We start from the raw sequence: 25,672 nt of genomic DNA on the forward strand, positions 1-25,672 counted from the left end.
TTCTTTCTTTTACTATATTCGTTTTTACTTTTCTGTGCAAAAAGAAAGCACACTGAATCAGGAAAGATCTAGTATTGAGAGATATACTAAACAAAAGGAGTGGTAAAAATGGCGTTTGATGTTGTCATTGTAGGTGGTGGAATGAGTGGCATAATGGCTGCTCGTACGTTAAAAGAGCAAGGAATTCATTCAGTCGTCATTGTAGAAAAAAGCCGTAGCGTTGGAGGGAGAATGGCGACGAGAAGGGTAGGAGAAGGAAGAGCCGATCATGGTGCGCAGTTTTTTACAGTGAGAAGTGAATGGTTTCAACAGCATGTACAAAAGTGGATTGAGAATAATTGGGTGGAACGATGGTTTGGTGATCCGTATCCTCGCTATAAAGGAATAGGTGGAATGAATGCACTTGCGAAGCAACTAGGAGAGGGTCTAGATGTGATGCTTCAAACAAAAATTAAGAAGATCGAAGAAACAGAAAAAGGCATCATGCTAACATCTGAGGAAGGAAAAGATATTTATGCAAAAGCTGTCATTGTAACGGCTCCTGTTCCACAGACAATGGAATTACTTAAACAAAGCCGTCTTATGTATGATGAGGATGTGTTACAGTCGTTAACATCCATTCATTTTAATCCTTGCTTTGTTGGGCTTATCACAATGAAATCCGAAAGTACATTGCCTAAAAGTGGGCATCTCGATCAATCATTGCCTATTGAAGTAGAGCGTATTGTCAATCACATGAAAAAAGGAATCTCTCAAATTCCTGTTATTAGTATATACATGACCGGTCAATGGTCTCGCATGCACTTTCATGAGTCAGATGAAGTCATTTTGGAAAAGATAAAAAAAGTTGTTTCTCCTTATCTTTCAGTGAATGACATGGTAGCCACACAATTGAAAAGATGGAGATTTGCCGAGGCAACGTCTGTACTCCCATTTCCTTTTCTTCAAGTAACTCACCATCGAGCTGTATATATAGCTGGAGATGCCTGCCTACATAAAAACGATCAAGCTGGGAGAACGAGATTAGAAAGTGCTTTTTTGTCAGGCGTGGCAGTTGGTAACGAACTTGCACAGAAATTGAGGCGATAGCATGACGCAGAAATGGATTATGAAGCAAACATGGGAGAACTTATTATTTGTTCATTGGCCAGTAGATGCATCCTGGTTACAGACAATGATCCCATCACCTCTTAAAGTGGATACGTACGAAGAAAAAGCGTGGATATCACTCGTGCCGTTTGAGATGACAAATATTCGCTTTCGTGGTCTTCCTTCTATACCATATGCATCAAGCTTATCTGAATTAAATGTACGGACATATGTTAGGTATAAAGGAGAAAGAGGCGTATTCTTTTTTAGTCTAGATGCTAGTCATCACCTTGGTGTATGGATTGCTCGTCACTTTTTTCATCTTCCTTATTTCAAAGCGGTAATGAGTGTGACAAAAGATGGAGAATATGTTCGTTTTGTATCTTCACGAGCACACCGAGGGATGAAGAGAACCAGGCTAAAAATGACGTATCAGCCTTCCTCTGTACCGTACAAATCAGAAAAAGGTAGCATCGAAGAATGGCTAACAGAACGATACTGTTTGTTTACGACACATCGAGGGAGTGTCTACAAAGGGGCTCTCTCTCATGAACAGTGGTTATTACAAGATGCTGTTTTTGATATTCAAGAAGATACCCTAACACCGTTTTTTAAAAGACCAGATCATGCTCTTCTTGCTCATTTTTCGAAGGAAATCAAGACGTCTTTCTATCCTTTTGAACGGATATAACTACTATGCCTATACGTTTAGTGATTACCTGTTAGAGTAATATAGTATGAATAACTCTCGTTAGGTGAGGCTCCTGTGTTGGAGATACGCTGCTGCCCAGAAACGTCCAGAGACGCAAAGGGTCAACAAGAACCATCGAATAAAGGTGGTTTTAACGGTCCTTACTGTAACATGACGTGTAGTTAAATGTGCTAGTGTGACTATTCCACTGAGAGTAATCAACGCATCTTCATTGAGAAGATGCGTTTTTCATGCGGATTTTAAGCACTAGTTTACCATAATTAGAATGTAATAGAGTAAGAACAAACTACTTTCACAGAAAAGGAGGTTAAAAGATGGTACGTGATATAACACAAGATCAAATATTAATTAACATCATTCGCTATTTAAAAGATGGGAAGAAAAAGGATCTTCAAGACTTATTAGATGAACTTCATCCGTATGATGTAGGTGTTATTTTTGAGAGTCTACCGGAAAAACACCGCACACGTTTTTTAACATATTTAACACATCAGCAGCTGGCTAATTTGCTTCAAGAGGTAGGAGCAGAAACTCAACTTGTTATTCTGAAAAAGCTTAGTAAAGAAAAAGTCGCAAAAGTCATGGATATTATGGATAACGATGATTTAGCCAACTTAATATTAGAGTTATCGAAAGCAGAAAAAGAAGAGTTTTTAAGTGCGCTGAACGATGAAGAAGCTGTTGTTGTCCAAAATATTATGAACTACCCAGAAGAAACAGCAGGGCGCCTTATGACAAACCGCTTTGTTTGGATTCCTGTTCACTACACAGTGAGAGATGTGGTTGCCAAGTTGAGGTCTTATGCAGAAATTGCTGAAACGATTAACTACTTGTATGTGATTGATGAGCAAAAGCGACTCATCGGGGTTCTTTCTTATCGAGATTTAATTTTGGCTCATAAAGATGAGAAAGTAGAGGACGTTATGTTTAATCGTGTTATTTCCGTCCATGTTTTAACTGACCAAGAAAATGTGGCACAAGTAATTGAACGGTATGACTTTTTAGCGGTCCCTGTCGTAGAAGATGACCATGTGTTAGCTGGGATTATTACGGTAGATGATGTGATTGACGTTGTCATTCAAGAAGCAAACGAAGATATTGAGAAGCTTTCAGCATCAGGCAAAGACATCGATTTTGATACAAAGGCATTCGTGGCCGCTTATCGACGTCTTCCGTGGTTGATTTTATTGTTGTTTATTGGAATTTTATCTGGGAGTATTATTAGTCAATTTGAAGAGACATTAGATAAAGTTGTTGCATTAGCCTTTTTCATGCCAATGATTGCAGGGATGACAGGAAACACAGGTACACAGTCGCTAGCCGTTGTTGTCCGTGGTCTTATTACACGGGACCTCGACAAAAAAGCTGTGACGAAGCTTATTCTACGTGAATTAGGCGTAGGATTAATAATTGGCATTACATGTGGAGTCTTGATTTCGCTCATTGCGTTTTTTTGGCAAGGTAACCTAGAACTTGGCTTTGTCGTTGGGATTTCACTGTTTTGTACATTGATTATCGGTACAATTGCAGGAACGGTTATTCCGCTCATTCTATATCGTTTTAATGTAGATCCTGCGGTTGCATCCGGCCCGTTAATCACAACGATTAATGATATCTTCTCTCTATTAATCTATTTTAGTGTAGCAACGGCATTTTTAACAGCACTTATGTAATGAACAGAAAGGGGCTGAGACAAAAGGGAAAAAGAACAACCCTATTTGACTCAGCCCGTAAAATCCCTTGTCTCAAAAATCCAGTAACGTCAATGGATAGCGAGGCAAGGGATTTTGCATATTAATCTCCTTTTCTTCATTTTACTCAATTATGTCCTAGCCTCTTTTTTGTTTCAAAAGTAATAGGACTACAATGATAGATGTTTCTTCTAACGGATGAAAAGAGGTTAGCTATTATACAAAGAATTGATGAATTGAGAAATATGGCTATTTCATAGAAAAAATTCGGAAAATATAGATAATAGATTAAGAGAAGAAGGGAGAGATGGAGATGAAAAAAGTTAAAAACGTTCTTTTGTCATTAACGGTTGCAACAGGAGTGATGCTACCAACTTCAGCATTAGCAGATCAAGCATCTGAGAAGAAGGAGGGTGTTATTATTGGATTTAAGCAGCACGTCAATGAACAGGCAATTGTACAAGTGAATGGAAAAATAAAGAAAAAATTAAAAACGCTACCAATCGCTGTAGCAGAACTATCAAAATCAGAACAAAAGGCGCTAGCCAAAAATCCAAATGTTGCTTACATTGAAAAGGACATTCAAATCTCCATTGCAGCAGATACACAAGATTGGGGAATTCCAAAAGTAAAAGCACCTGTATCTTGGGATAATGGTCTCACAGGTCAAGGAGTAAAGGTCGCTGTTATTGATACAGGAATTGCAACCAATCATCCAGATCTTCGAGTGGCAGGAGGAGCATCGTTTGTTTCGTATACAGACTCCTACAATGATGATAACGGCCATGGTACTCATGTAGCAGGCATTATTGGTTCATTGAAAAATGATACTGGAACAATTGGTGTCGCATATGATGCAGATATTTATGGAGTGAAAGTGCTAGAAGAGAATGGGTCAGGTAGCTTATCTAGCATCGTTGAAGGAATTGATTGGACGATTGCTAATGACATGGATATTATTAACTTGAGCTTAGGAACATCAATTGGGTCAACAGCATTAAAAGAAGCAGTGGATCGCGCATATCAAAGTGGAATTGTTGTCGTTGCGGCAGCTGGAAACTCAGGTAATATATTAGGACTTGGAGATACTGTGAACTACCCTGCAAAATATGACTCGGCTATCGCAGTTGGCGCAACCGACCAAAGTGATCGTCGTGCTTCATTTTCTTCCCATGGAAGTGCAGTAGAAATTGCAGCTCCTGGCGAAGGGATTTATAGTACGTATTTAAACGGTGGTTATGCGACACTGAGTGGAACCTCAATGGCAAGTCCTTATGCAGCAGGAGTTTTAGCACTATATAAACAAAAGTATCCAATGTATACGAATGTGCAGTTGCGTCAATTGCTAGCAACTCAATCAGTAGATTTAGGAAGCACAGGGCGTGATCGTTATTATGGACATGGCTTAGCACAAGCAGAAGGATTTTAAGTAAATGAAAGAAGGATGATTCAAGAAAACATACTGAATCATCCTTTTCTTTTACTCTTCACTTACAAAGACGTTTCCATCTAAGTCAATTCGAGCATTGTATGAAATGTTATTTAATTTCTCGATGAGCTGACGATTGTATGTATCATCCATTGGTTGTGGACGATTATTGACAATTTTAAAGGGTATAATCTTTGTTGAAATGTTTTGATTGTCTATTTTTACTTCTACAATCATTGTTTCATGACCTTTGTTGGAAGAAGAATCTGTGAACACAAAATTTCCTAGACTATAGTAAATAGGAGCACCTTTGTAATGCTCAATGCCCATCAATGAGTGGCTATGACCACCGATAATAGCATTAACCCCTGCATCAATAAACTTTTTCCCCATTTCTCTTGCGTAAGCTTCAGGATAATCTTGTAGCTCACGATTCCAGTGAATCATCACAATCGTATAATCTGCTTTTTCTACGGCTTCTTTCACATAAGTCATCATGGGTTCATCATGATATCCTTGTGCAATGCCAGGTTTTTCACCTTTAGCAAACCAAGAAACATCCGGAAGAACACGGCTAATGCCGAGAATAGCTACTGTCTTACCATTTACTTCTCGATAATAAGCTTGATACGCTTCTCGCTCATTTTCACCAGCGCCCGTATAGCCAATTTGGTGTTCTTTTAAATGCTTCATCGTATCAAATAATGCATCTACACCATAATCCAGCGTATGATTGTTTGCAAGAGATACAACATCCACACCTGCATTCGCTACACCTTTTAATGTTTCAGGCTTTGAGCGGAACGTAAATTGCTTTCCATCTGGTGTCCCTCGTGTTGAAACAGAGGTTTCAAGATTTAGCGCAGCGAGGTCGGTTCTCTGAAAGTAAGGGGCAACATGTTTAAATGGATAATCGACGCCATTAGTAGCAATATGATGCCCTATAGACTTATCTAACAATACATCTCCTGCAAATGAAATGGTTATTGGCTCGTGTGATTCAGTTGATGTGGTTGCTTTTTTCTCGGGCGTAGCTTCTTGTTTAGATTTATTTGCTTTTTGTTCTACTTCTGATAAATCTTTTTTCTCTGGCTCTTCTTTTATAGGCTCACTCTCTCCTATTTGTTCCACCTGTTTTTCGGGTTCTTCATTCGTCGAAGAGGCGATGCTTTGAGGGCTATTGTTTAAGAGATGATAAACTGAATAAATTAAGAGAAGTGATAAGATAGCTACAGAAGCAAGAGCTACACGGTGTATTTGAAGTTCTCTCCGTTTTCGATTTCGTTTTTGTTGGCTATATCGCTCCACAATGTTAATCTCCTTATTAAAAGTGTAAACTTGTAACTATTAAATGATTAGACATATGATCTGATATTCCTTCTTTTTTGACGTAAAATGTAAAAAAACAGAGAAACTTTTCCTGTTTGGAAAGTTTCTCTGTTTTTCTTAGCTTCTTTTACATTAAATGGATACATGTTCACCAATAGGTTGTTTTTCAATCACATGTAGCTTTTGTCTTCGGTGTGTAGAAAGCTGAACAAGAATCCCAGCCATTGCTAGTGTAATAACAAGTGATGATCCACCATAACTGATGAAGGGTAGAGTGATTCCTGTAATGGGTAGTAAACCAGACATTGCACCTAAATTCAGAAACATTTGAATGCAGATTTTAAATGTAATGCCAATGGCTAATAACTTCGCAAAAATGTCATCCACTTGACGGCTAATTAAAAAACCTCGAATCATAAAGGTTATGTATAAACCTAACACGACATAAATCCCTATAAGACCAAATTCTTCTGCAATGACAGCCATAATAAAATCAGTGTGTGCTTCCGGCAAATAACCGAACTTTTGCGAGCTTAATCCGAGTCCTTGACCGGTCCATCCACCAGATGAAATGGCAATAAACGAGTTAATTAACTGATAACCAGCCCCATCTGGATCGGCATAGGGATCTAAAAAAGAGGTGATACGTTTTAGACGATATGGTTCGGAAACTGCAAGAATTAAAACCATAAACAAGGCAGTTCCCATTAGTAAAAAGATATGTCTCCAACGAGCACCAGAGCAAAACACAATGGTTCCGCATGCCGCCAAAATTAACGAAGCTGTACCTAAGTCTGGTTGCATAAGAATCAGCAGAAACACAAATCCTAATGCAATTAAAGGAGGAATCACTCCTTGTTTGAAGTTCTCAATGACTCGTTGCTTTTTTGTATAGGCGTGTGCAAAGTAAATAATCATGGTGAGCTTTGCAATCTCTGATGGTTGAACAACAAAACTTCCGATTCCAATCCACCTACGAGAAAAATTCCGCTCAACCCCAATGCCCGGTATCAGGACGACAATGAGCAAAAGTACGGTAATGAGCATAATGAATTTAATCCATTTTCCATACGCTTTGTAAGAGAAAACAGAAGCAAGCCAAAATACAAGACAACCTAGTCCAAGCCATATTAATTGACGCTTAAAGAAAGCGTGAAAATCGCCTGTAGTTTCATAGGATAGGTATAAACTTGCACTATATACCATTAACACACCGATTGAGCAAAGCGCAAAAATAGTTGCGATTAAAATCCAATCCATTTGCTTAAATTTTCGTATTGCTTTTTCTTTCATGAATCGATAGGCTCCTTCAATCAAGCTTCTCATTTTATGTATAGATTAATAGTTTATCATATTTTTAGATTGAGAACATGAACGCTCCTATTACATTCTTGTTAAAAAGGATTGATATTGAGTAAAAATGTGAAACTTTTAACAGAATTTCTACGTAGTACAAGTAATACTGATTTTCTTTTACTTAAAAACAAGATAAAATAAAAAAATCAATGGTTCATGTCGTACATAATCGACTACCAATACTTAGTAAGGTGAGGTATGAAAAAACGTATGCAACAATCTAAATTTTTTCGTTATGGTGTAGGACTGCTATTATTTTTGTTAATTTCCTTTATGTTGACGAAAGTAGACTTTATTTTACAGCCTATCGGTATTATGATTACAACCGTCTTAGCTCCCATTTTAATTGCTGGTGTTTTATACTACTTGCTTAATCCAGTGGTGCGAGTCATTACGAAAGGAAAGGTTCCGAAAACACTTGCTGTGTTAATCGTTTTTTTAGTTTTTATTGCACTTATGTCAAATGTGATTGCCTTTTTATATCCGATTATTAGAGAGCAGCTTATTTCCCTAGGTAATTACTTACCAACATTAGGGCGCGATTTAATGAAAGGAATTCAAGATTTACAAAACTCACCGTGGACAAGCCGCTTTGCAAGCGAGCTAGCCGACATGGATATTGAACAACGATTATCTGATACACTGGGTCAGCTCGGTACAACCGTTGCATCTAGTACAGTTAAATTCATCGATGTCATTAGTAATACAATTATTGTACTGGTGACGGTTCCATTTATTTTGTTTTATATGTTAAAAGAAGGGGACAAGCTTCCAAAACGCATTGTAAAGTTTGTACCGAAGAACTACAAACAAGATGCTCGTGACGTTTTAAGCAAGATGAATGCAGGTTTAAGTGCATTTATCCAAGGGCAAATCATCGTCAGCTTGTTTGTTGGTATTTGCATATACATTTGGTATTTGATTATTGGTCTTGATTATGCGCTTGTCTTAGCGTTAGTCGCTTTATTTACAAATTTAATTCCATTTATCGGTCCGTTTATCGGAACGATTCCTGGTGTCATTATGGGATTCATTCAAGATCCGTACGTTGCACTCTATGTAATTATTGGAGTTGTCGTTATTCAGCAAATTGAAAGTAACTTAATTTCACCACAAGTAATGGGGAAAAAGCTTGATGTCCATCCTGTAACGGTCATTTTACTATTATTAATTGCTGGTAGCTTAGCTGGTTTTATCGGTTTATTATTGGCTCTTCCAACCTATACAATTTTAAAAGTAATCGTAAGTCACATTTATTACCGCGTCACAGATGAAGAAGATCGTAAAGCTTAAAAGCTTGCCTACAGGGCGAGCTTTTTTTAGTTTTATTCGTGTTTTTTATCTATCTTTGATATGATAATAAAAACATAAAAACGAAACCCGTCACAGATGCAGTTGTCTGGTTATAACGTACGTTATTTGACTTATTTTTTAAAAAAGTAGAGATGAAACACAAAAAAAATTGAACAAAAACGAACTTTTGTGTTAGATTATTAAATATAGTTCGTACATAATCCCCGTTTTAAAAATGAAAGGAGAGCATGCATATGACAGCAACAATCATTAAAGGAAAAGAAGTAGCAGCTGAGTTACGAGCAGCGTTAACAGAAGAGGTTGCTCAATTAAAGGAACAAGGAATTGTTCCAGGCTTGTCCGTTATTTTAGTTGGTGATAATCCAGCATCACACTCTTACGTTAAAGCAAAGGCAAAGGCTTGTGAACAAATTGGTGTAGTATCTGAAGTGTTAAAAAGAGATGTATCAATTACACAAGAAGAGCTGTTAGCAGATATTCAACAATTAAATGAAAGTCCTAATGTTCACGGAATTTTAGTTCAATTACCTTTACCAAAGCATATTGATGAAAAGGCAGTCTTAAATGCGATTTCTCCATCAAAAGATGTAGACGGCTTTCATCCTGTAAGTGTCGGAAATATGGTAATTGGTGATGAGTGCTATTTACCATGTACACCACATGGAATTATTGAATTAATTAAACGTTCAGGGGAAGAGATTTCTGGTAAACATGCTGTTGTGATTGGTCGTAGCAACATTGTAGGTAAACCTGTATCCATGCTTTTACTTCAAGAAAATGCAACGGTTACGATTGCTCACTCTCGCACAAAAGATTTATCTGCTGTAACAAAACAAGCTGACATTCTTGTATCAGCAGTTGGTCAGCCTCGCCTCATTAAAGCGGAAGATGTAAAAGAAGGCGCCATTGTCATCGATGTTGGGAATACAATGGAAGAAGGAAAGCTTGTTGGAGATATTGATTTCGAAGCAGTAAAAGAAAAAGCAGGATACATTACGCCAGTACCAGGTGGCGTAGGGCCAATGACAATTACCATGCTGTTAAAAAATACAGTAGACGCTGCAAAAACGATTCATCACGTAAAAGCATAAGGATATAAAAAAGTTGACTCATCATCAGGGGTCAGCTTTTTTTATGAAAAAAGAAAGTTTACAAGCTCCCTTTTATGAACCATAGGCGTTGCGTTTGAATACTTTACTCGTAGAGAGTAAAAAGGGAGGACAGAAAATGATTAATTTTCCTGTTCAAGTGTACACGCAGCGTCTTGTAAAGCATAAGTTAGATGTATATGTTCCAATTATCCATGGATTGACGAACGCCACAGCACAATACCGTATTAATACGTCCATTATGCAATCGGTAAACAAGATGATTCAAAATCAAGGGTATGATGAGAACCCTGATACAGAAGTGTCAGGTTACTATGAAATTAAAAACAATCAACGAGGAATTTTAAGTTTAACACTCGTAAACTATGCTTACTCAGGAGGGGCACATGGAATAACTGTAACAAAAGGATTAACATTTGATACACAAACAGGGAAGAAGTATAAGCTGAAAGAATTATTTAATGCCGATAGTGATTATGTAAAAGTGCTGTCTGATATCGTTGGCAAACAAATTAAAGATCGAGATCTTCCACTCATCTCAGAATATAAAGGAATTAGTCCAGATCAAGATTTTTATATTGCGGATAAGTCGCTTGTGTTATTTTTTCAACTATATGATCTAACTCCGTATGTGTATGGATTTCCGTTCTTCCCAATTTCTGTTTATGAAATTCAACCGATTATTAAAGAGGACGGACCACTTGGTGAAATGATTGGCTAATCGTCAAAGAAACTTTTTATGCGGTCGAACATAACGTTTAAGTTCGGCCGCTACTTTTTGACGTAAAGATCGATTTGTCACAGCTTGTGCAATGTCTTTTGCAACAGGAAAGATACCAAATTCATTAAATTGTACACGCAGTTCTCCTTCATAAATCATGTTTCCGGTTGATTCGTGTTTGATTTTAGTGAGAACCGTACACTCTTTCATTTGTTCTTCTGGTCGCTCATTGGTATGTAAAATACGAAACTTACACGTATAGACTTCTTCCATAATAGACACACCTTTCATTCCTAGTTACTCTATCATGTCATGAATGGATGAGAGAATGCAATTTTTAGAAGCCACACATTATCGCCTTGTCTGTGTTACGTCTATCTGTATATTTTTTATCGCATACATAAACGTCTCGATTATTTAGAAAAAGAAGTAACGCGATTAAAAGGAGAAGAATAAGCAGTTTACTATCATGTTATAAAAAGGTTGATGCAAATGTGCGAACAGGTCGCCATTTGCATCAACCTTTTTATATATGGTTACTTTTAGGTACCTATCGTACTTCAAAGTGCGTACTTCCTTTTATTATCTTTACGCTTCATAATGAGGTGCAGGTTGATGAACGAAAGGCGCCTTCGTTCATTCTATGAAATGAAATAACAAAATCAAGGAGGAATTCGTTTATGAGTTCTCATGCACATACAATGAAACAAACCCAAACGAAGGGTGGCACACTGGCGCTATTAGCACTTGCCATTAGTGCTTTTGGAATTGGAACAACAGAATTTGTACCTGTAGGGTTATTATCATCAATTGCTGATGATTTGTCGATCTCGATTACGTTAGCTGGATTGTTGATTTCAGGTTACGCAATGGGAGTAGCCATTGGAGCTCCTATTTTAACCGCATTAACAAGTAAAATAAGTCGTAAGTCGCTTTTAATGTCATTAATGGTTGTCTTTATTATTGGTAACTCTGTTGCGGCTTTATCAACAAGTTTTGGTTTATTACTAGTAGCTCGTTTTATTACGGCCTTTTCACATGGTATTTTCTTTTCAATTGGTTCAACGATTGCAGCAGATTTAGTGCCACCGCATAAACGTGCAAGTGCCATTGCTTTTATGTTTACAGGACTAACGGTTGCAACGGTAACGGGTGTTCCCTTAGGAACATTCATTGGTCAAGCATTCGGTTGGAGAGCAACATTTTGGGGAGTGGCGTTACTTGGTATCGTTGGAATTATTGCAAGTGCAATTTTAGTTCCGAAAAACTTAAAAGAAGCACCACCAGCAAAATTTAGTGAGCAAGTGAAAATTTTAAAAAACGGTAAATTATTATTAGCCTTCGCCATTACAGCATTAGGATATGGCGGTACATTTGTTGCGTTTACGTATTTAACACCTCTTCTTGAAAATGTAACAGGTTTTAGTTCGAAATGGGTAAGTATCATTTTACTTGTGTATGGAGTAGCCGTAGCAATTGGTAACGTCATTGGAGGGAAAGCATCTGATAAAAAGCCTCTAAAAGCGTTGCTTTGGATGTTTATTTTACAAGCCGTTATATTAGTAGGTCTAACATTTGCCGCTCCATTTAAAGGAGCAGGATTAATTACCATCTTCTTAATGGGATTGTTTGCTTTTATGAACGTTCCGGGATTGCAAATTCTTGTGGTGAATTTAGCTGAAAAATACGTACCTTCTGCGGTAAATGTAGCCTCAGCCTTAAACATTGCGGCGTTCAACGTTGGGATTGCCATTGGGTCATTTATTGGTGGACTTGTTGTTGATTCAATTGGTCTTATCCATACACCATGGATTGGGGCGATTATGGTAGCAGGAGCAGTAGTGTTAACTGCTTGGTTACGTGGACTTGAGAAAGAAGCGTAAAAAGATGCAACAACCAAAGCACCTATTCACTAAAATAAGCATGTTTGTAGCCACTGCGATGATCATTATCGTAGTGGTAAAGTTAAAGAGAAGAAAGGAGCATGAAGATGAGTTCATTTCAGCATCATAAAACGTATCGTCGTACGTATAAAGAAGGAGAACTGACGCTAGGTCTTCATATTCCGCTTGAAAATTATCAATTTGCAACCCCAACAATGGAAAAGCAAGTAGAGCTTTCACAGTTAGCTGAACGATATGGATTTACAAGCCTATGGTTTCGAGATGTATTGCTGCAAGATCCAAATTTCGGTGATCCAGCAACAGGTCAAATTTATGATATGATGATTTACTTGACGTATCTTGCAAGTCAAACGAGCGAAATTGGATTAGGAACGGCTGCCACTGTATTATCGCTTAGACATCCGCTCCGTGTGGCAAAAGAGATTGCCACGATTGATCAATTATTTCCTAAACGATTACTGTTAGGTGTATCATCTGGAGATCGATACGCAGATTTTGAAGCGCTTCATGCTTCACATCCAAATCGTGGCGAATCCTTTGTCGAAGCTTTTCAGTATTTAAACAAAGTGCTTTATGAAGAGTTTCCAACTATTCATTCTTCTAAAGGAACGATTCAAGGTGCAAACCTTGTTCCAAAACCAACAACACGTATTCCAACATTTATTACAGGCTACGCACAACAAGACATGTCATGGTTTGCCGAACATGGAGATGGATGGATGTATTATCCACGTAATCCGTATCACCAAGAAGAATCAATTAAAAAATGGCGTGAGCTTGTCGAAGACTATCATCCTGGTGTGTTCAAACCATTTACACAGCCGATGCATCTAGACTTAGCAGAAAATCCAAACGAAGCACCAACTCCTATTCGGTTAGGATATCGACTTGGACGAAATTATTTAATTGAATTGTTGAATATTTATAAAAATGCAGGTGTTAACCACTTGTTCTTTGCCTTATTTGATAGCCAGCGTCCAGCGGAAGAAGTTATTCATGAGTTAGGGGAAGAGGTTTTACCGTATTTCCCAGCCAATAAAGCTTGAGGAGCTATTCCTCAAGCTTTTTTTCTTATCTAAGTGAGATGAAAAATCTCATTCACAATCGTGGGCACTGTGCATAGACTAAAACGAATGAAAGGAAAAGGAGAGGGTATACGTATGTCCTACGAACAAGATGAGAGAGATTACCAAGCTCCTCATATGGTCACTTTAGTTGATCCATATGTATTTGAAACGCTACAATCTGTAAAAGGAAAAGAAGTAGTTATTGAGACGGTACGTGGAAGTATAAGAGGAAAGGTAAAGGATGTAAAAGTAGATCATGTTGTGATTCAAGCAAAAGATTCTGCGTTCTTTGTGCGCCTTCAGCAGATCGTTTGGATTATGCCAGACTAATGAATGATGCGAATACGTCTTTTTAAAAGCTTGATTCCTAATCAAGCTTTTTTATTTTGGGAAAACTACTTTAGTGAATGAAACAACCACTTGCTTACATACACCTTAATAGATGGTCATCCAAAATATGATACACCATTGGAGGGAAGCCTCGTGTTTAAGCGGAGTGACAGATTGTTGATTGAATTACCAGAGCCTAAAAGTGCAGATCCAAATGCAGCGGCCGCTGTGCAGGAATTGCTAGGTGGGAAATTTGGTGAAATGTCGACGTTAAACAACTATATGTATCAATCATTTAATTTTCGTTCGAAAAAGAAGCTGCGACCCTTCTATGATTTAGTCGCAAGTATTACGGCTGAAGAATTTGGTCATGTAGAGCTTGTATCAAATACAATTAACTTAATGCTAACAGGTACAACGTTCCCTGGAGACCCTAATATTGCGCCGATGCAAGATGCAAAGGATTTACGTAATACGTATCACTTTATCTCAACTGCCCAAACATCTTTTCCATTCGATTCAATGGGGAAAGCATGGACAGGGGATAACGTGTTTAATAGCGGGAATTTAATTTTAGATTTACTTCATAACTTCTTCCTAGAGTGCGGCGCTCGCACGCATAAAATGCGTGTGTACGAAATGACTGATAATCCCGTTGCACGTGAGATGATTGGATATTTACTAGTACGCGGCGGGGTGCACGTGGTTGCGTATGCCAAAGCGCTAGAAATGGCTACAGGTGTCGATATGACAAAGCTCATTCCGATTCCAAACTTAAGTAATAAATCATTTGATGCAGCAAAGAAGTATGAAGATCAAGGTGTTCACCAAAAGCTTTATACGTTTAGTGATAATGATTATAAAGAAGTCACAAAGATTTGGAAAGGGAACCATCCAGAAGATGGTAGTAAGCTAGAAGTCATCTTTGGTGCACCAAATGGTGCTCCTGTTCCTGATCTAGATGAAGTACCAGAAGAATTCGCTCCTGGCATTGGGCCAGATGAGTTTGCTGAGATTGCCAAGCGTCTTCAGCGGTCGGCTGGATTAAAGGTCGATTAATTAGACAAGACGAACAAAGACACGAAAACAGAGGGTTCGTGTCTTTGTTCGTTTAAGTATGGGTTTTTTAAAAAGAGCTATGCTTATTTTTAATATTGATGTTTATGACCATTTTTCTTCATCATCAACCCATTGATTACTCTTCAAATCATAGGATTTATCATCATCGTGAAAAACAAAATATGCTGGTAATTTCAACGAACGTCCGCCTGCTTCTTCAAACATTGACTAAACCAGTCTATAAACACCTGCTGTTCTTGTGGAATTAATGTCTCTTCATTTTGCTCGTAAAACTCAAAAAAATCATCTAACTTCTGAACTTCTTTTACAGTTTCAGCTAATTTCATTGATATCCCTCCAAACTCGTCATGTTAGATCATTGAAGATCGTTGTTTCTAATATGAAAATATTAACATTTACCTTTAGCATAGCTTTTAAAAGAAAGGTACAAGCTTACGAAGCCATTAATCGCAAGTAGTATAACAACAATACCTGTCAAATGGGCAAGGTCAGGAGCAAAAGCGACAATTGTATGCCAAGGAGTATGAATACTGTAGATGAAGATAGGAATGATTCCAATGGAGGCTCCTATTAATAATAGTCCTCGTCTTCGCCATTTGGTTTTTTGGATAATAGGACTTCTGAGCTTTCTGACTATGAGATATAAAAGCAGTGTTACTAGTAGACAAGCAATCAATGTAATAGATAGTTGAATATAAGGAAATGGCTTTGTAACATTTTTTGTTTTTTCTCCGTTTATAATGGAAAGAATGCCATCTCTGAATTGCGTGAGGGTAGCTTCTTCTAAAATATGATTTTTGTTTGTTAAAATAACACCACCTAATCTAGAAGAAGGGTAGTAGAAAATTTCAGATCTTGAATCAGGGGTAGAGCCTGCGTGCCAAATCATTTCTGTATTTTCTCCCCAATCTGTCAGCATCCATCCCAGTCCATAATGCCTGTCTTGTCTTGTTTGTGTAAGAGGAGATAGAAATGTATTCATATGCTCGGTAGAGAGAATATCATTTGATGGATTCTGAAGAAACGTTAAATAGTGAATGAAGTCGTTTGCGCTTGCAGCGATGTATCCGTAAGGGGCTCCGCTGTTATCGTAGCTCACTCTACTTTTAAATGAATAGCCAAACCAAGATTGATACCCAGATTGATAGGCATTTTTGTAAACAGAGAGCTGGTCAGCTCCGGCAGAATACATATGTAGCGGTTCAAAGATACGTTCTTTCATATATTCTGCATATGATTGATTGGATAGATTTTCAATAATGGCTCCAAGTAACATATAATTGGCATCACTATATTGATAACTGGCTCCAGGTGGTGATGTTAATTGTATGTTTGCTAGTTTCTTTGCCTTTTTTTGAATGGCATGAGTAGTGTGATCTTCTTGATCGGCTAGCTTTAAGCCATCATAAGTACTGATTCCACTCTTATGAGCAAGCAAATGTTCGACTTTTAATTGTGATTGTCCATCATGACGTGGTGTGAACCATGAAAGATGCTTTTGAACAGGATCATGCAGCTTCAGTTTTCCTTCTTGAACGAGTGTCATGATGGCTAAACCAGTAAAAGACTTACTAATCGAGCCAATTAAAAACGGCGTATCCATTGTCACTTCTCTTTCGTTTTCTCCGGTTATTCCTGATGTGAACGTATAAATGACTTTTTCATTTTGAACGAGTGCAAGAGAAGCGCCAGGAATATGATGAGTTTTAAGGAAATGCTTTACATATTGATTAAGCTGCTTTTCTTGCCCTGTAGAAGCATGAATAACGTAGGGGGAAATAAAAAAGAAAACATAAATGAATACAATAACTATGTTTATAACTTTCATCAAATCACCTTCTTTTTTACATTAATCATACATGGAGTTTTTCCTTTTTATCACAATCTAGAGAATGAGATAAAGCTAAGTCTAGAGGTGTATATGTAACGGTGAATGAATGCTGTTTTATTAAGTGAATGAGTAGATACCTATGATTAAAAACAATAAAGGTATTGACATATGAATGTCGAATTAGGAGGCGAATATATATAAGGTGGGATAAAGGATGAATCGCTTAAATTTAATCACGCTCGGAACAAAAGATCTCGTAAAAAGTCATGAGTTCTTTAAGGAAGTAGGGTTTGACACATCTATTAGGGGAGAGACGTCAAATCCATCTATCATCTTTTTCCGTAACGCAGGAACGCGCATTGCATTGTATCCACTAGACGAGTTAGCGAAAGATATTAATAAAGAACAGCCTCCGTTGACATCTTCTCACTTTGGAGGCATTACATTGTCCTACAATGCGAAATCAATGAACGAAGTAGATGAGGTTTTAAAGCGAGCAGAACAAGCGGGAGCAATCATTGTCAAGTTACCTCAAAAGACGGACTGGGGTGGCTATGGAGGTTATTTTGCAGACTTAGATGGTTACTATTGGGAAGTGGCATACAGTGAAGGTTGGGAGTTTGATGAAAACGATATGCTAGTCATTGAAGATGAATAAAAGGAGTGATTTACATGTTTAAAGTAGGAAGTATTTTCATCCCTGTTACAAGCCTTGAGGAATCAACGAAATGGTATGAAGAACACTTAGGCGTTAAAAAGATTGCAGAGTGGGGAGAGGGAATGGAAAGAGGAGTAGGTTTCTGTTTTCCAAAGAGTGATGTACAACTTGGTCTCGTTGAAGTACAGCATTCTCAATCAACTGAATTTACCATTCAAGCAAACAAGAAAAATGTGTATTTTAACTTTATTGTTGAAAACATAGAAGAGTCTTATAAACAGCTTCAGAAAAAGGGGATACAAGTCACTGAACTGAAAGATAGCGGCTGCATGAAAAGCTTTGAATTTTTTGATTTAGATGGAAATGCTTTTAGTGTCGTAAGTGAGGAAGAAAGCTCCCCGTTTCACGAAGTGCAAGTAAGAAAGCTTCAACAAAAATAATCGTTTTCATAAAAAAGAGATTAGGGATGTTCACCTAATCTCTTTGATTATTTATCTCATTGGCTTTTGACATTTTCTTTACCAATGTACCAATCATACTAAAAAGTGCGACTGCAATTCCGATAACAGAGAGTGCACACATTAATAGGACTCCAAGCATTTTCTTCACTCCCACGGTTTGTTCATTCACTTATTAATACTATTTTAACATAGGGAATAATAAAAACGTCAACTACGAGATAAAAAGCGTTAGTGCTCGATATGGTGAACTAAAATATCGAATAATTTCCCGTCTGTATAGGTTAAAAACGCCCATTCTCCCTTTTGAGGAATCTCTACACTTGATGGCTTATGTGCATCTGCTCCATTTAGAGCACCAGCCATTTCAATCGTCCATTGTTCATCTTTTAAAATCGGATAAATGGTATTGGTTTCTTTATGAAAACCGATAATTGTTAGTTCTTTTGGTTGAATTCCCCATAGGTGCCACATCCACTTTTGACCATTTAAGCTTGGCATATTGGCTCCAATAACCCCTAATTTATTCTCATTCCCAATCATATTTTTATTCTCAAGGATTTTTGCTTGTTTGTTCCAGTCAATTTTTTCTAAATCTTGTTCGTTGAAAAAGTTAGGGAGGTTATCGGGGGATTCTACAGTTGAATGATTCACTTGATTCGAACAACTAGTCAATAAAAAAAGTGCTAATAGAAATACCCATCTTTTTTTCAAACAATTCGCTCCTTTGCACGTTTTAATCATCTTCACAATATAACGTAATAAGATAGTTCGTGATGAAAGCTGATTTTCCTTTCGAAGCTTTTGTTATTAAGGGAGAGATGATATCGGTGATTCAAATAAACGGCATGTTCATTAGCTTTAATCAGCTTCAACAAGCAACCTTAGATCGCGAAAAAATGAAGCTGCTAGAGAAAATGTATGAGCAAAATGAGGTGTACGAATATGACAACGTTGGTCAGCTTGAATTTGAGTTAGAACTAAGGATTCAAATTGTAAAAGCAGCAAAGCTACTAAATGAGAGCGGAGCTAAATTTGCGAATTTTGCTAATTCGAAGTGTAACGAAGACTATTGGTTACTTACGGATAAAGGAGCATTTATTCTTAAAGAAGATGTGTTACCTGAAACGGGAATTAAGGATATTTTCAAAAATGGCCCTCTTTACGCATTCGAGTGCGCTACAGCGATCGTCATTATTTTTTATAAAGCAATCTTAGAGTCGATTCATCACGAGAGGTTTAATCAACTTTTCTCTGGCCTTTATTTATATGATTGGGAATATCATGACAACCTTGATTTGTATGTTCATAAAGGAGCAAATGTTCTTCCAGGAGACTGTGTCTATTTTCAAAATCCAGATTATGATCCAGAATTGCCGCATTGGAAAGGTGAAAATGCAATTGTAATGGGTGACAATCTTTATTTTGGTCATGGCATAGGCATTCGTACAAGTGAAGAAATTATTAGCTTTTTAAATACAAAAAGAAAAGAGGGTTCTAAAACATCAGCTTTTCTTGTGGAAGAAAGTGTACGGGTGAATACTGAAAAACTTAGGCCATTTAGAAGTAGTAAGAGTCAAAAAGCAAGATGAAATGCTCATCTTGCCTTTTCTCCACATTATCTGAACTACTTAGCATTTTAATTAGTTTCTTTTAAATGTTGAATCAAATCGTAAGAATCAACTTTCCATATACCGCCTTCTTTCTTTAACATCATGATAGTTGAGTAGCTGTTAAGGCCATATGAACCGTTTATGACCACAAAGCTTTGATCTGCTTCTAAAGGTTTAATTGGTTTTATGTATGGATCATTTGCCGAAATGGAATTGTAAAACCGATAGTCAATCACCATTTGCTGCATGACTGATAATAGGTACGTGTTGTATTCTTCTTGAAACATTTCAAAGGTAGAAAAAGCGCTGTTGTTGTAGGTGAGTGTATAGACAGTTTCAGTGTCTAACATATCACATGAATGAAGATAGATTAATAAGATTTCTTCTGGCTTAAAATCTTCTAAAAGGCTAAGGTTTTTGCTTTGAGCAAATTGTTCATATGCTTTTTGTTTTTCATCACTTAAATCTTGTAAATAAGAAAAATCTTTTTTCTCTTCTACTTGCTCTGTAACCGCGACTGAAGTTTCTTCAGAAGAGGTATTGTTGGTGACCATTTTCTCTTTTGAACAACCTATTAGTGCAATGGATGATAAGATGAAAATATTCCTCAACTAAATTCCCCCTCTCTTTCATAATGTACCATAAATTCCCTTATTGAAAAGAATGGTTGTCTAGTAAAGCAATATTTTTAAGAAAACCTGTTAAAAATGACCTGTTGCTTAAGAGGGAAATTCGTATCAATACTTGTTATTTAGTCGAAACAACGTGCCAATCTAAAAACACTGTCTGTTTTTGTTGGAAAAATCAGATATCTTAAAGCGATTCATTTGTTATAATAAATATACACCTATTATGAAAGGAGTTGTCTAACAGTTAGATTAAGATGAGTAAAAAAGGGAATGAGATAAAAAGACATTCACACTTTCATAAAAAACAGAGAAAAAAAGCAGGAGTGAAAGTGATTTTATATAAGCTTGAACGAAGTGGAATGATTCCGTGCATCCGTCTGGGTGATGCTTATTAAATAGAGAGATTATATGGGAGGGAATAGAGATGAAACATGTTTTACATAGTTGGGGTATTGAAGATGGTGTAATGAATCAAATTAGTCAAAGTGTATATGTAGTAGAAGAAGGTGGAGGGCAGCGCTACATTTTAAAAAGAATGAGTGGAGACATTGAAAAAATCAATGCTGAATTAGAGTTACTTTTCAATTTGTCTTCACATGAAGTGAAAGTACAAAAGCCTATTATGAATAAAGAGGGAACATGGTCAGTGAGTGATCAACATCAAGTATACGTCCTCTTTAATTATGTAGAAGGTTCTCCGTTACCTGCAAATGATATTCATACTATTATCGCACATGGCAAGGAGGTAGGCGCACAGCTTGCCATTTTGCATCGTGAGCTGAAGGATATTCAACAAACTCCTTTTTATCCAACCATTTATTTAAATAAAAAAATATGTGAATGGGCCATTCCGCAATTAGGATCTCATTTAAAGCTCAGAGCAGACACACATCATATTTTTGCGAATGTTGAACAAGGGCTAAAAGCAGTATGTCCGAAGTTACCGGCTCAACTCATCCATCGCGATGCGCACATTACAAACCTTATCTTTAATAATCATAAGTTAACGGGCTTTATCGACTTTGAAATTGTTGAGCATAATATTCGCCTGTTTGACATTTGTTACTTCCTCACTAGTGTATTAAGTGAAGTGTACAAAGATGAACAAAAACGTGAAAAGTGGTTAGAACTTGTGAAGGTTGTAGTAGCTGGTTATGAAGAAGTAGAGATGTTAACAGAAGAAGAGCGTCAGTCCATTTGGCTTGTTATGTGTAGCATTGAAATTATTTTCATTAGTTTCTTTAAAAATATTGAAATTATGGCAAGACTCAACGAAGAGATGTTGCATTGGATTTATAATAAGCGCGATGAAATATCAGATGTTGTGACAAAACAAGAGCATTAATAATCATGGCTCTCAATAAATGAATGACAAAGAGCTGTATGAAGAGACACTGTACGTTATGTCTCTTCATACAGCTTTTCTACTTTCGGATATTCCAATTTTTGTATAGAATGAAAGGGATAACAAGAGACGGAGGATTTTACATTGAATCGAGTTCTATACATAGAAGACAATCAAGAGATTGGCAGATGGGTAGAAAGAGAATTAAACAGTACAGGATATGAAGTATATTGGTTCCAGTCTGGAGAAGGTGCTATTGAAAAAGCAAAAGAAGTTGATATTGTTGTGTTAGATGTTATGTTACCAGGACTTGATGGATTTTCAATTGGAAAACGGGTAAAGAAAATGGATTCAAGTATCCCCATTTTAATTTTATCAGCGAGAACAGCTTTAGAAGATAAGATTGAAGGATTAGAGTTTGCGGATGATTATGTGACGAAGCCATTTCATCCAGAAGAACTAATTGCACGCATTGAAGTGCTACTACGCCGGTTTAAAAAACGTGAACAGCAAACCATTGATCTCCGTAACGTGGTTTTTTATCCAGTTGAAAATCGAATCGAACGCAAAGATACAAACGAAGAGGTTTTATTAACAGGGAAGCAATATCAAATCTTCTCTTATTTCATTCAACATTTAAATCAAATTTTAACGAAAGAACAACTATATGAAGGTGTGTGGAGAGAATCATACATTGAAGGCGATAAAACATTAATGGTACATATTCGTTATTTAAGAGAAAAGTTAGAAAAAGACCCAGCGAACCCTGAAATCATTGAAACCATTCGTGGTGTCGGCTATCGGGTGCGCGGATGAAGTTTCATCAATCATTATTAGCTAAATATTTAACGGTTGTCGTCGTTGCTATTTTATTATTACCTCTATCCATCCCTACATTGTCTATTGTTATTTATATGCCGCCTATTTTATACAATGAAGGCATGAAACCATACGAGGGGCCATCTGACTTTGAAAAGAAATGGCACAAAGAAGCTAAAAAGCTAGAAGGAGCAACAAATGAAGAAATCAATCAAGCCTTGCTTTTATTTCAACAACGTTATCCTCATGCAGAAATGTTTTGGGTAGATGAATCTGGTGAAACGAGAGCATCTTTTCCGAAAGATCGAACATTACCAAAAAGGTGGACAGCTGCACAAAGTATCCAATTTATGAAAGATAGTTTTGATGCTGATCCGTTTACAGTCGTTGCATTTATTGGTGAAAATCGTTCCAATGGTTTCATGGTGTTAAAAATCGAACGAGAGCATTTAAAACTTCCTATTGAACGTGTAGGTAAAGAATATGAATACATGTTTATGGGTGTCGTAGTCATTGTTATGACGCTATTTATTTTTTGTTCATGGATTTTCTTTCAACGCATTCGCAAGCGTTTGATGAGGCTTCAGCATGCGATGGAACAAAAGGGCGATAGTGGAATTCCGAATCTCGTTGAACGAAAAGAAATGGATGAAATTGGTCAACTAGAAGAGTCATTTAATGTTATGATTCAGCAATTAGAGGACAGTAAGCGCCGACAGCAGGAAGAGGAAACCTTACGCCGAGAGCTAATTATGAATCTATCACACGATTTGCGTACCCCGCTGACAACCGTACGCGCACATGCATATAGCTTGCAAAAAGAAGCGTTATCCCATGCGGGAAAGGAGTCCCTACAGCTTATTGATCATAAAATTCAGTTTGTGAGTCACTTAATGGACAATCTGTTGTCTTATACCCTTTTATCGTCTGGGAAATATTCACATGAATCCAAGCAAGTAGAGATAGGGAGGTTGATTCGGCAATCCTTAGTCGCGTGGTATCCTATTTTTGAAGAAAAAGATTTCAAGATTGACATTCGGTTACCTGAAGAAAAAGTTGAATGGATTGTTGATCAACAGTGGATGGAACGAATTTTAGATAATTTATTTCAAAACATTAATCGTCATGCCGTGCAAGGAAAATATGTTGGTGTATCACTTAATCAAACGACACTAGTTATCTCTGACAAAGGAAGCGGCTTTTCAAATGAAACAAATGAAAAAGGTGCAGGTGTTGGATTAGCCGTAGTGGATATGATGCTAAAAGAAATGGGATTACAGTGGCGAATTGACTCAACGGATAGGGGAACAACCATCTTCATACAAAAGAGATGAAGGGTGGTCTTACTTTTCTATAAAACCTAGATTTCGTTATTTGAACTCTGTCAAATAACGATTCTTATACAATTGTTACCGTTCTTTACTAAGTATAAAGAGTAGATAACTTTGTAGGCTTTGCTAAATAAGAGCTTTCTTTGCTCTTTTTAGCAAAGCCTTCTTTTTAAACAAATTTTAACCTTTCCATTTCCTTCATTTTAACCTTTGTTATCTACAATAAGGAAGAGGTGAGGGAAATGAATCATTTAATTATTGAGACTAATCATTTAACAAAAGAATTTAAAGGAATGAAAGTGGTAAATGAAGTCAATCTATTAATTAAAAAAGGAGAGATTTATGGGTTCTTAGGACCGAATGGTGCGGGGAAAACAACGACGATTCGCATGCTGTTAGGCCTCACAAAGCCAACGAGTGGCTCGATGAAATTGTTTAACCAACCAGCTGAAACGCATCATTTACAAGCGCGACGAAAAATAGGTTCGTTAGTTGAGAGCCCGTCTTATTACGGACATTTAACAGGACGAGAAAATTTAGAAGCACTTCGGAAGATACTACAAGTTCCAGCATCTAGAATTGATGAAGTGCTACAAATCGTGAAGCTCACAAAAGATGCCAATCGAGCTGTAAAGGATTATTCTCTCGGAATGAAGCAAAGACTCGGTATAGCTGCGTCTATGCTTGGTAATCCAGAGCTTCTCATTTTAGATGAGCCGACAAACGGATTAGATCCAGCTGGGATTCAAGAAATTCGCACGCTTATTAAAGAAATGCCTGTGCAATATGGAATGACTGTATTAGTATCAAGTCATTTGCTTAGTGAAATCGACCAAATGGCAACACAAGTAGGGATTATTACAAAAGGAAAGCTGATTTTTCAAGACTCCATTGATACATTACGTAACAAGGCAACGAGTCATCTTTTATTAACGGTGAATGAGCTAGACAGAGCGAAGCGTTTGCTGTTGTCAAAGGGGATTGTCAGTGAAATACAGGGAGAACAATTGAGCATCGACTATATGGCTAATAAACAATTAGCAAGTATCGTTTCCTTTCTTGTATCTGAGCAAGTAGACATGTACCGAATCGAGGAGCAGAAAACATCGCTTGAAGATATCTTTTTAGAGTTAACAAAAGAGGAGGCGCCAAACGATGCTTCAAGTGCTGCAAGCTGATTTATTAAAAGTAAAAAGAAAAGGCCTTTGGTTTTTAGTTGCGCTTGGTCCGATTGGAGTCATTGCTTTGCAAGTGGTGAATTATGGCGTTCGCTATGAGTATTTAATGAAGATATTCCCGAATGTATGGGAAGGGCTTTTGAATCAAGTTAATTTATTCTTACCAACGGCTTTATTATTAGGTATTGCTATTTTAACGTCTATGGTCGCAACGATTGAGCATCAGCAAAGCTCATGGAAACAATTAATCAGCTTACCTATTCCTCGTTGGACTGTATTCGCTTCTAAATTTTTAATGGTTTCTATTATGTTAGCAGTCTCGTGTGCTCTTGCTTTTATTGGCACAATTGGTTTAGGAATAGGCCTCGACTTTGAAAACATTCCGTATGGTGATGTAGCAAAAAATAGTTTTTACCCACTATTGGCAGCATTACCTGTAGTGGCTCTTCAATTGTGGCTTGCAATTATGTGTAAAAACCAAAGCATTCCCTTGTCTGTTGGCATTTTCGCTTCCGTGTTTTCGATGTATGCACATGACATCCCTAATTGGGTGTTTTGGCTTTGGCCCTATTTTGTTAGTATTCATAATCAAGTCGGCTATGTGTATACGGGGATAGCGTTAGGCTTTCTTATTTTAATGATGGGTATCGTTGACTTTAATCGAAGGGATGTGCATTGA

28 protein-coding genes and 1 riboswitch are annotated in these 25,672 nt (G+C 37.2%); of the genes, 20 read left to right on the plus strand and 8 right to left on the minus strand.

Annotated features, from left to right (window positions below; all coding sequences use genetic code 11):
- Positions 1-108: 108 nt before the first annotated feature.
- From JOC83_RS04810 to JOC83_RS04825, 4 genes are all read left to right on the plus strand, one after another.
- The gene (locus tag JOC83_RS04810) at positions 109-1,089 is read left to right on the plus strand and encodes an NAD(P)/FAD-dependent oxidoreductase (RefSeq protein ID WP_205184455.1); all 981 of its coding nucleotides are present in this window, start codon (positions 109-111) and stop codon (positions 1,087-1,089) included.
- 1 nt (position 1,090) lies between these two features.
- Positions 1,091-1,780 (plus strand): YqjF family protein, encoded by a 690-nt coding sequence (locus tag JOC83_RS04815; protein ID WP_205184459.1) that lies wholly within the window; start codon positions 1,091-1,093, stop codon positions 1,778-1,780.
- Between the two features lie 49 nt (positions 1,781-1,829).
- A riboswitch (M-box (ykoK) riboswitch) is annotated at positions 1,830-2,000 on the plus strand.
- Positions 2,001-2,115: 115 nt separating this feature from the next.
- Positions 2,116-3,474 carry a magnesium transporter gene (gene mgtE / locus JOC83_RS04820; protein WP_205184461.1) on the plus strand — a complete coding sequence of 453 codons (1,359 nt, stop codon included), beginning with the start codon at positions 2,116-2,118 and terminating at the stop codon, positions 3,472-3,474.
- A gap of 331 nt (positions 3,475-3,805) precedes the next feature.
- Positions 3,806-4,921, plus strand: coding sequence for a S8 family peptidase (locus JOC83_RS04825; RefSeq protein WP_205184463.1), 1,116 nt, complete (start codon positions 3,806-3,808; stop codon positions 4,919-4,921).
- 51 nt (positions 4,922-4,972) lie between these two features.
- Here JOC83_RS04825 and JOC83_RS04830 read toward each other — a convergent pair whose 3' ends face one another.
- Positions 4,973-6,229 carry a CapA family protein gene (locus tag JOC83_RS04830; protein ID WP_205184465.1) on the minus strand — a complete coding sequence of 419 codons (1,257 nt, stop codon included), beginning with the start codon at positions 6,227-6,229 and terminating at the stop codon, positions 4,973-4,975.
- A gap of 153 nt (positions 6,230-6,382) precedes the next feature.
- A complete protein-coding gene (ftsW, locus tag JOC83_RS04835; RefSeq protein ID WP_205184467.1) occupies positions 6,383-7,543 on the minus strand; it encodes a putative lipid II flippase FtsW in 1,161 nt (386 codons plus the stop codon).
- Positions 7,544-7,804: 261 nt separating this feature from the next.
- On the opposite strand from ftsW, the gene JOC83_RS04840 reads away from it, so the two are divergent.
- The 3 genes from JOC83_RS04840 (at position 7,805) to JOC83_RS04850 (ending at position 10,750) form a co-directional block, all read left to right on the plus strand.
- Positions 7,805-8,899 carry an AI-2E family transporter gene (locus JOC83_RS04840; protein WP_239583304.1) on the plus strand — a complete coding sequence of 365 codons (1,095 nt, stop codon included), beginning with the start codon at positions 7,805-7,807 and terminating at the stop codon, positions 8,897-8,899.
- A 254-nt stretch (positions 8,900-9,153) separates the two neighbouring features.
- Positions 9,154-10,011 carry a bifunctional methylenetetrahydrofolate dehydrogenase/methenyltetrahydrofolate cyclohydrolase FolD gene (gene folD / locus JOC83_RS04845; RefSeq protein ID WP_205184469.1) on the plus strand — a complete coding sequence of 286 codons (858 nt, stop codon included), beginning with the start codon at positions 9,154-9,156 and terminating at the stop codon, positions 10,009-10,011.
- Positions 10,012-10,147: 136 nt separating this feature from the next.
- Positions 10,148-10,750 (plus strand): DUF3298 and DUF4163 domain-containing protein, encoded by a 603-nt coding sequence (locus JOC83_RS04850; protein ID WP_205184471.1) that lies wholly within the window; start codon positions 10,148-10,150, stop codon positions 10,748-10,750.
- A 3-nt stretch (positions 10,751-10,753) separates the two neighbouring features.
- Here JOC83_RS04850 and JOC83_RS04855 read toward each other — a convergent pair whose 3' ends face one another.
- A complete protein-coding gene (locus JOC83_RS04855; RefSeq protein WP_205184473.1) occupies positions 10,754-11,023 on the minus strand; it encodes a diaminopimelate epimerase in 270 nt (89 codons plus the stop codon).
- Between the two features lie 407 nt (positions 11,024-11,430).
- Here JOC83_RS04855 and JOC83_RS04860 point away from each other — a divergent pair, with 407 nt between their 5' ends.
- The 5 genes from JOC83_RS04860 (at position 11,431) to JOC83_RS04875 (ending at position 15,110) form a co-directional block, all read left to right on the plus strand.
- Positions 11,431-12,633 (plus strand): MFS transporter, encoded by a 1,203-nt coding sequence (locus tag JOC83_RS04860; RefSeq protein ID WP_205184475.1) that lies wholly within the window; start codon positions 11,431-11,433, stop codon positions 12,631-12,633.
- Positions 12,634-12,637: 4 nt separating this feature from the next.
- The gene (locus JOC83_RS20145) at positions 12,638-12,763 is read left to right on the plus strand and encodes a hypothetical protein (RefSeq protein WP_275580396.1); all 126 of its coding nucleotides are present in this window, start codon (positions 12,638-12,640) and stop codon (positions 12,761-12,763) included.
- Complete coding sequence (locus tag JOC83_RS04865) at positions 12,741-13,700, plus strand: LLM class oxidoreductase (RefSeq protein WP_205184478.1); 960 nt, start codon at positions 12,741-12,743, stop codon at positions 13,698-13,700. The genes JOC83_RS20145 and JOC83_RS04865 overlap by 23 nt, the downstream gene beginning before the upstream one ends.
- Before the next feature lie 114 nt (positions 13,701-13,814).
- Positions 13,815-14,051 (plus strand): DUF2642 domain-containing protein, encoded by a 237-nt coding sequence (locus tag JOC83_RS04870; protein WP_239583305.1) that lies wholly within the window; start codon positions 13,815-13,817, stop codon positions 14,049-14,051.
- Between the two features lie 153 nt (positions 14,052-14,204).
- Complete coding sequence (locus tag JOC83_RS04875; RefSeq protein ID WP_205184483.1) at positions 14,205-15,110, plus strand: manganese catalase family protein; 906 nt, start codon at positions 14,205-14,207, stop codon at positions 15,108-15,110.
- A 194-nt stretch (positions 15,111-15,304) separates the two neighbouring features.
- On the opposite strand, the gene JOC83_RS04880 is transcribed toward JOC83_RS04875, so the two are convergent.
- Together JOC83_RS04880 and JOC83_RS04885 are read right to left on the minus strand one after the other, a co-directional pair.
- Positions 15,305-15,457, minus strand: a complete 153-nt coding sequence (locus JOC83_RS04880; RefSeq protein WP_205184485.1) for a hypothetical protein — start codon at positions 15,455-15,457, stop codon at positions 15,305-15,307.
- A 62-nt stretch (positions 15,458-15,519) separates the two neighbouring features.
- Positions 15,520-16,959 carry a serine hydrolase domain-containing protein gene (locus tag JOC83_RS04885; protein WP_205184488.1) on the minus strand — a complete coding sequence of 480 codons (1,440 nt, stop codon included), beginning with the start codon at positions 16,957-16,959 and terminating at the stop codon, positions 15,520-15,522.
- A 217-nt stretch (positions 16,960-17,176) separates the two neighbouring features.
- Here JOC83_RS04885 and JOC83_RS04890 point away from each other — a divergent pair, with 217 nt between their 5' ends.
- Positions 17,177-17,620 carry a VOC family protein gene (locus JOC83_RS04890; protein ID WP_205184491.1) on the plus strand — a complete coding sequence of 148 codons (444 nt, stop codon included), beginning with the start codon at positions 17,177-17,179 and terminating at the stop codon, positions 17,618-17,620.
- Between the two features lie 14 nt (positions 17,621-17,634).
- Positions 17,635-18,060, plus strand: coding sequence for a VOC family protein (locus JOC83_RS04895; RefSeq protein ID WP_205184494.1), 426 nt, complete (start codon positions 17,635-17,637; stop codon positions 18,058-18,060).
- Between the two features lie 34 nt (positions 18,061-18,094).
- On the opposite strand, the gene JOC83_RS20150 is transcribed toward JOC83_RS04895, so the two are convergent.
- Both JOC83_RS20150 and JOC83_RS04900 read right to left on the minus strand, forming a co-directional pair.
- Positions 18,095-18,220: a hypothetical protein gene (locus JOC83_RS20150; protein WP_275580397.1), complete on the minus strand. Its 126-nt coding sequence runs from the start codon at positions 18,218-18,220 to the stop codon at positions 18,095-18,097.
- An 89-nt stretch (positions 18,221-18,309) separates the two neighbouring features.
- Entirely contained in the window at positions 18,310-18,792 is a 483-nt protein-coding gene (locus tag JOC83_RS04900; protein ID WP_239583306.1) for a hypothetical protein, read from the minus strand.
- A 116-nt stretch (positions 18,793-18,908) separates the two neighbouring features.
- Between JOC83_RS04900 and JOC83_RS04905 the strand changes: the two genes are divergently transcribed.
- Positions 18,909-19,670, plus strand: coding sequence for a protein-glutamine gamma-glutamyltransferase (locus tag JOC83_RS04905; protein WP_338038866.1), 762 nt, complete (start codon positions 18,909-18,911; stop codon positions 19,668-19,670).
- A 47-nt stretch (positions 19,671-19,717) separates the two neighbouring features.
- Here JOC83_RS04905 and JOC83_RS04910 read toward each other — a convergent pair whose 3' ends face one another.
- The gene (locus JOC83_RS04910) at positions 19,718-20,302 is read right to left on the minus strand and encodes a hypothetical protein (RefSeq protein ID WP_205184500.1); all 585 of its coding nucleotides are present in this window, start codon (positions 20,300-20,302) and stop codon (positions 19,718-19,720) included.
- A gap of 442 nt (positions 20,303-20,744) precedes the next feature.
- On the opposite strand from JOC83_RS04910, the gene JOC83_RS04915 reads away from it, so the two are divergent.
- From JOC83_RS04915 to JOC83_RS04935, 5 genes are all read left to right on the plus strand, one after another.
- Complete coding sequence (locus JOC83_RS04915) at positions 20,745-21,665, plus strand: phosphotransferase enzyme family protein (protein WP_205184503.1); 921 nt, start codon at positions 20,745-20,747, stop codon at positions 21,663-21,665.
- 144 nt (positions 21,666-21,809) lie between these two features.
- Positions 21,810-22,481 (plus strand): response regulator transcription factor, encoded by a 672-nt coding sequence (locus JOC83_RS04920; protein ID WP_205184506.1) that lies wholly within the window; start codon positions 21,810-21,812, stop codon positions 22,479-22,481.
- Positions 22,478-23,818 carry a sensor histidine kinase gene (locus JOC83_RS04925; RefSeq protein ID WP_205184509.1) on the plus strand — a complete coding sequence of 447 codons (1,341 nt, stop codon included), beginning with the start codon at positions 22,478-22,480 and terminating at the stop codon, positions 23,816-23,818. The genes JOC83_RS04920 and JOC83_RS04925 overlap by 4 nt, the downstream gene beginning before the upstream one ends.
- A 239-nt stretch (positions 23,819-24,057) precedes the next feature.
- Complete coding sequence (locus JOC83_RS04930) at positions 24,058-24,993, plus strand: ABC transporter ATP-binding protein (RefSeq protein WP_205184514.1); 936 nt, start codon at positions 24,058-24,060, stop codon at positions 24,991-24,993.
- Positions 24,971-25,672, plus strand: a complete 702-nt coding sequence (locus JOC83_RS04935; protein WP_205184517.1) for an ABC transporter permease — start codon at positions 24,971-24,973, stop codon at positions 25,670-25,672. The genes JOC83_RS04930 and JOC83_RS04935 overlap by 23 nt, the downstream gene beginning before the upstream one ends.

It is taken from the genome of Priestia iocasae (genome assembly GCF_016909075.1).
Lineage (GTDB): Bacteria > Bacillota > Bacilli > Bacillales > Bacillaceae_H > Priestia > Priestia iocasae.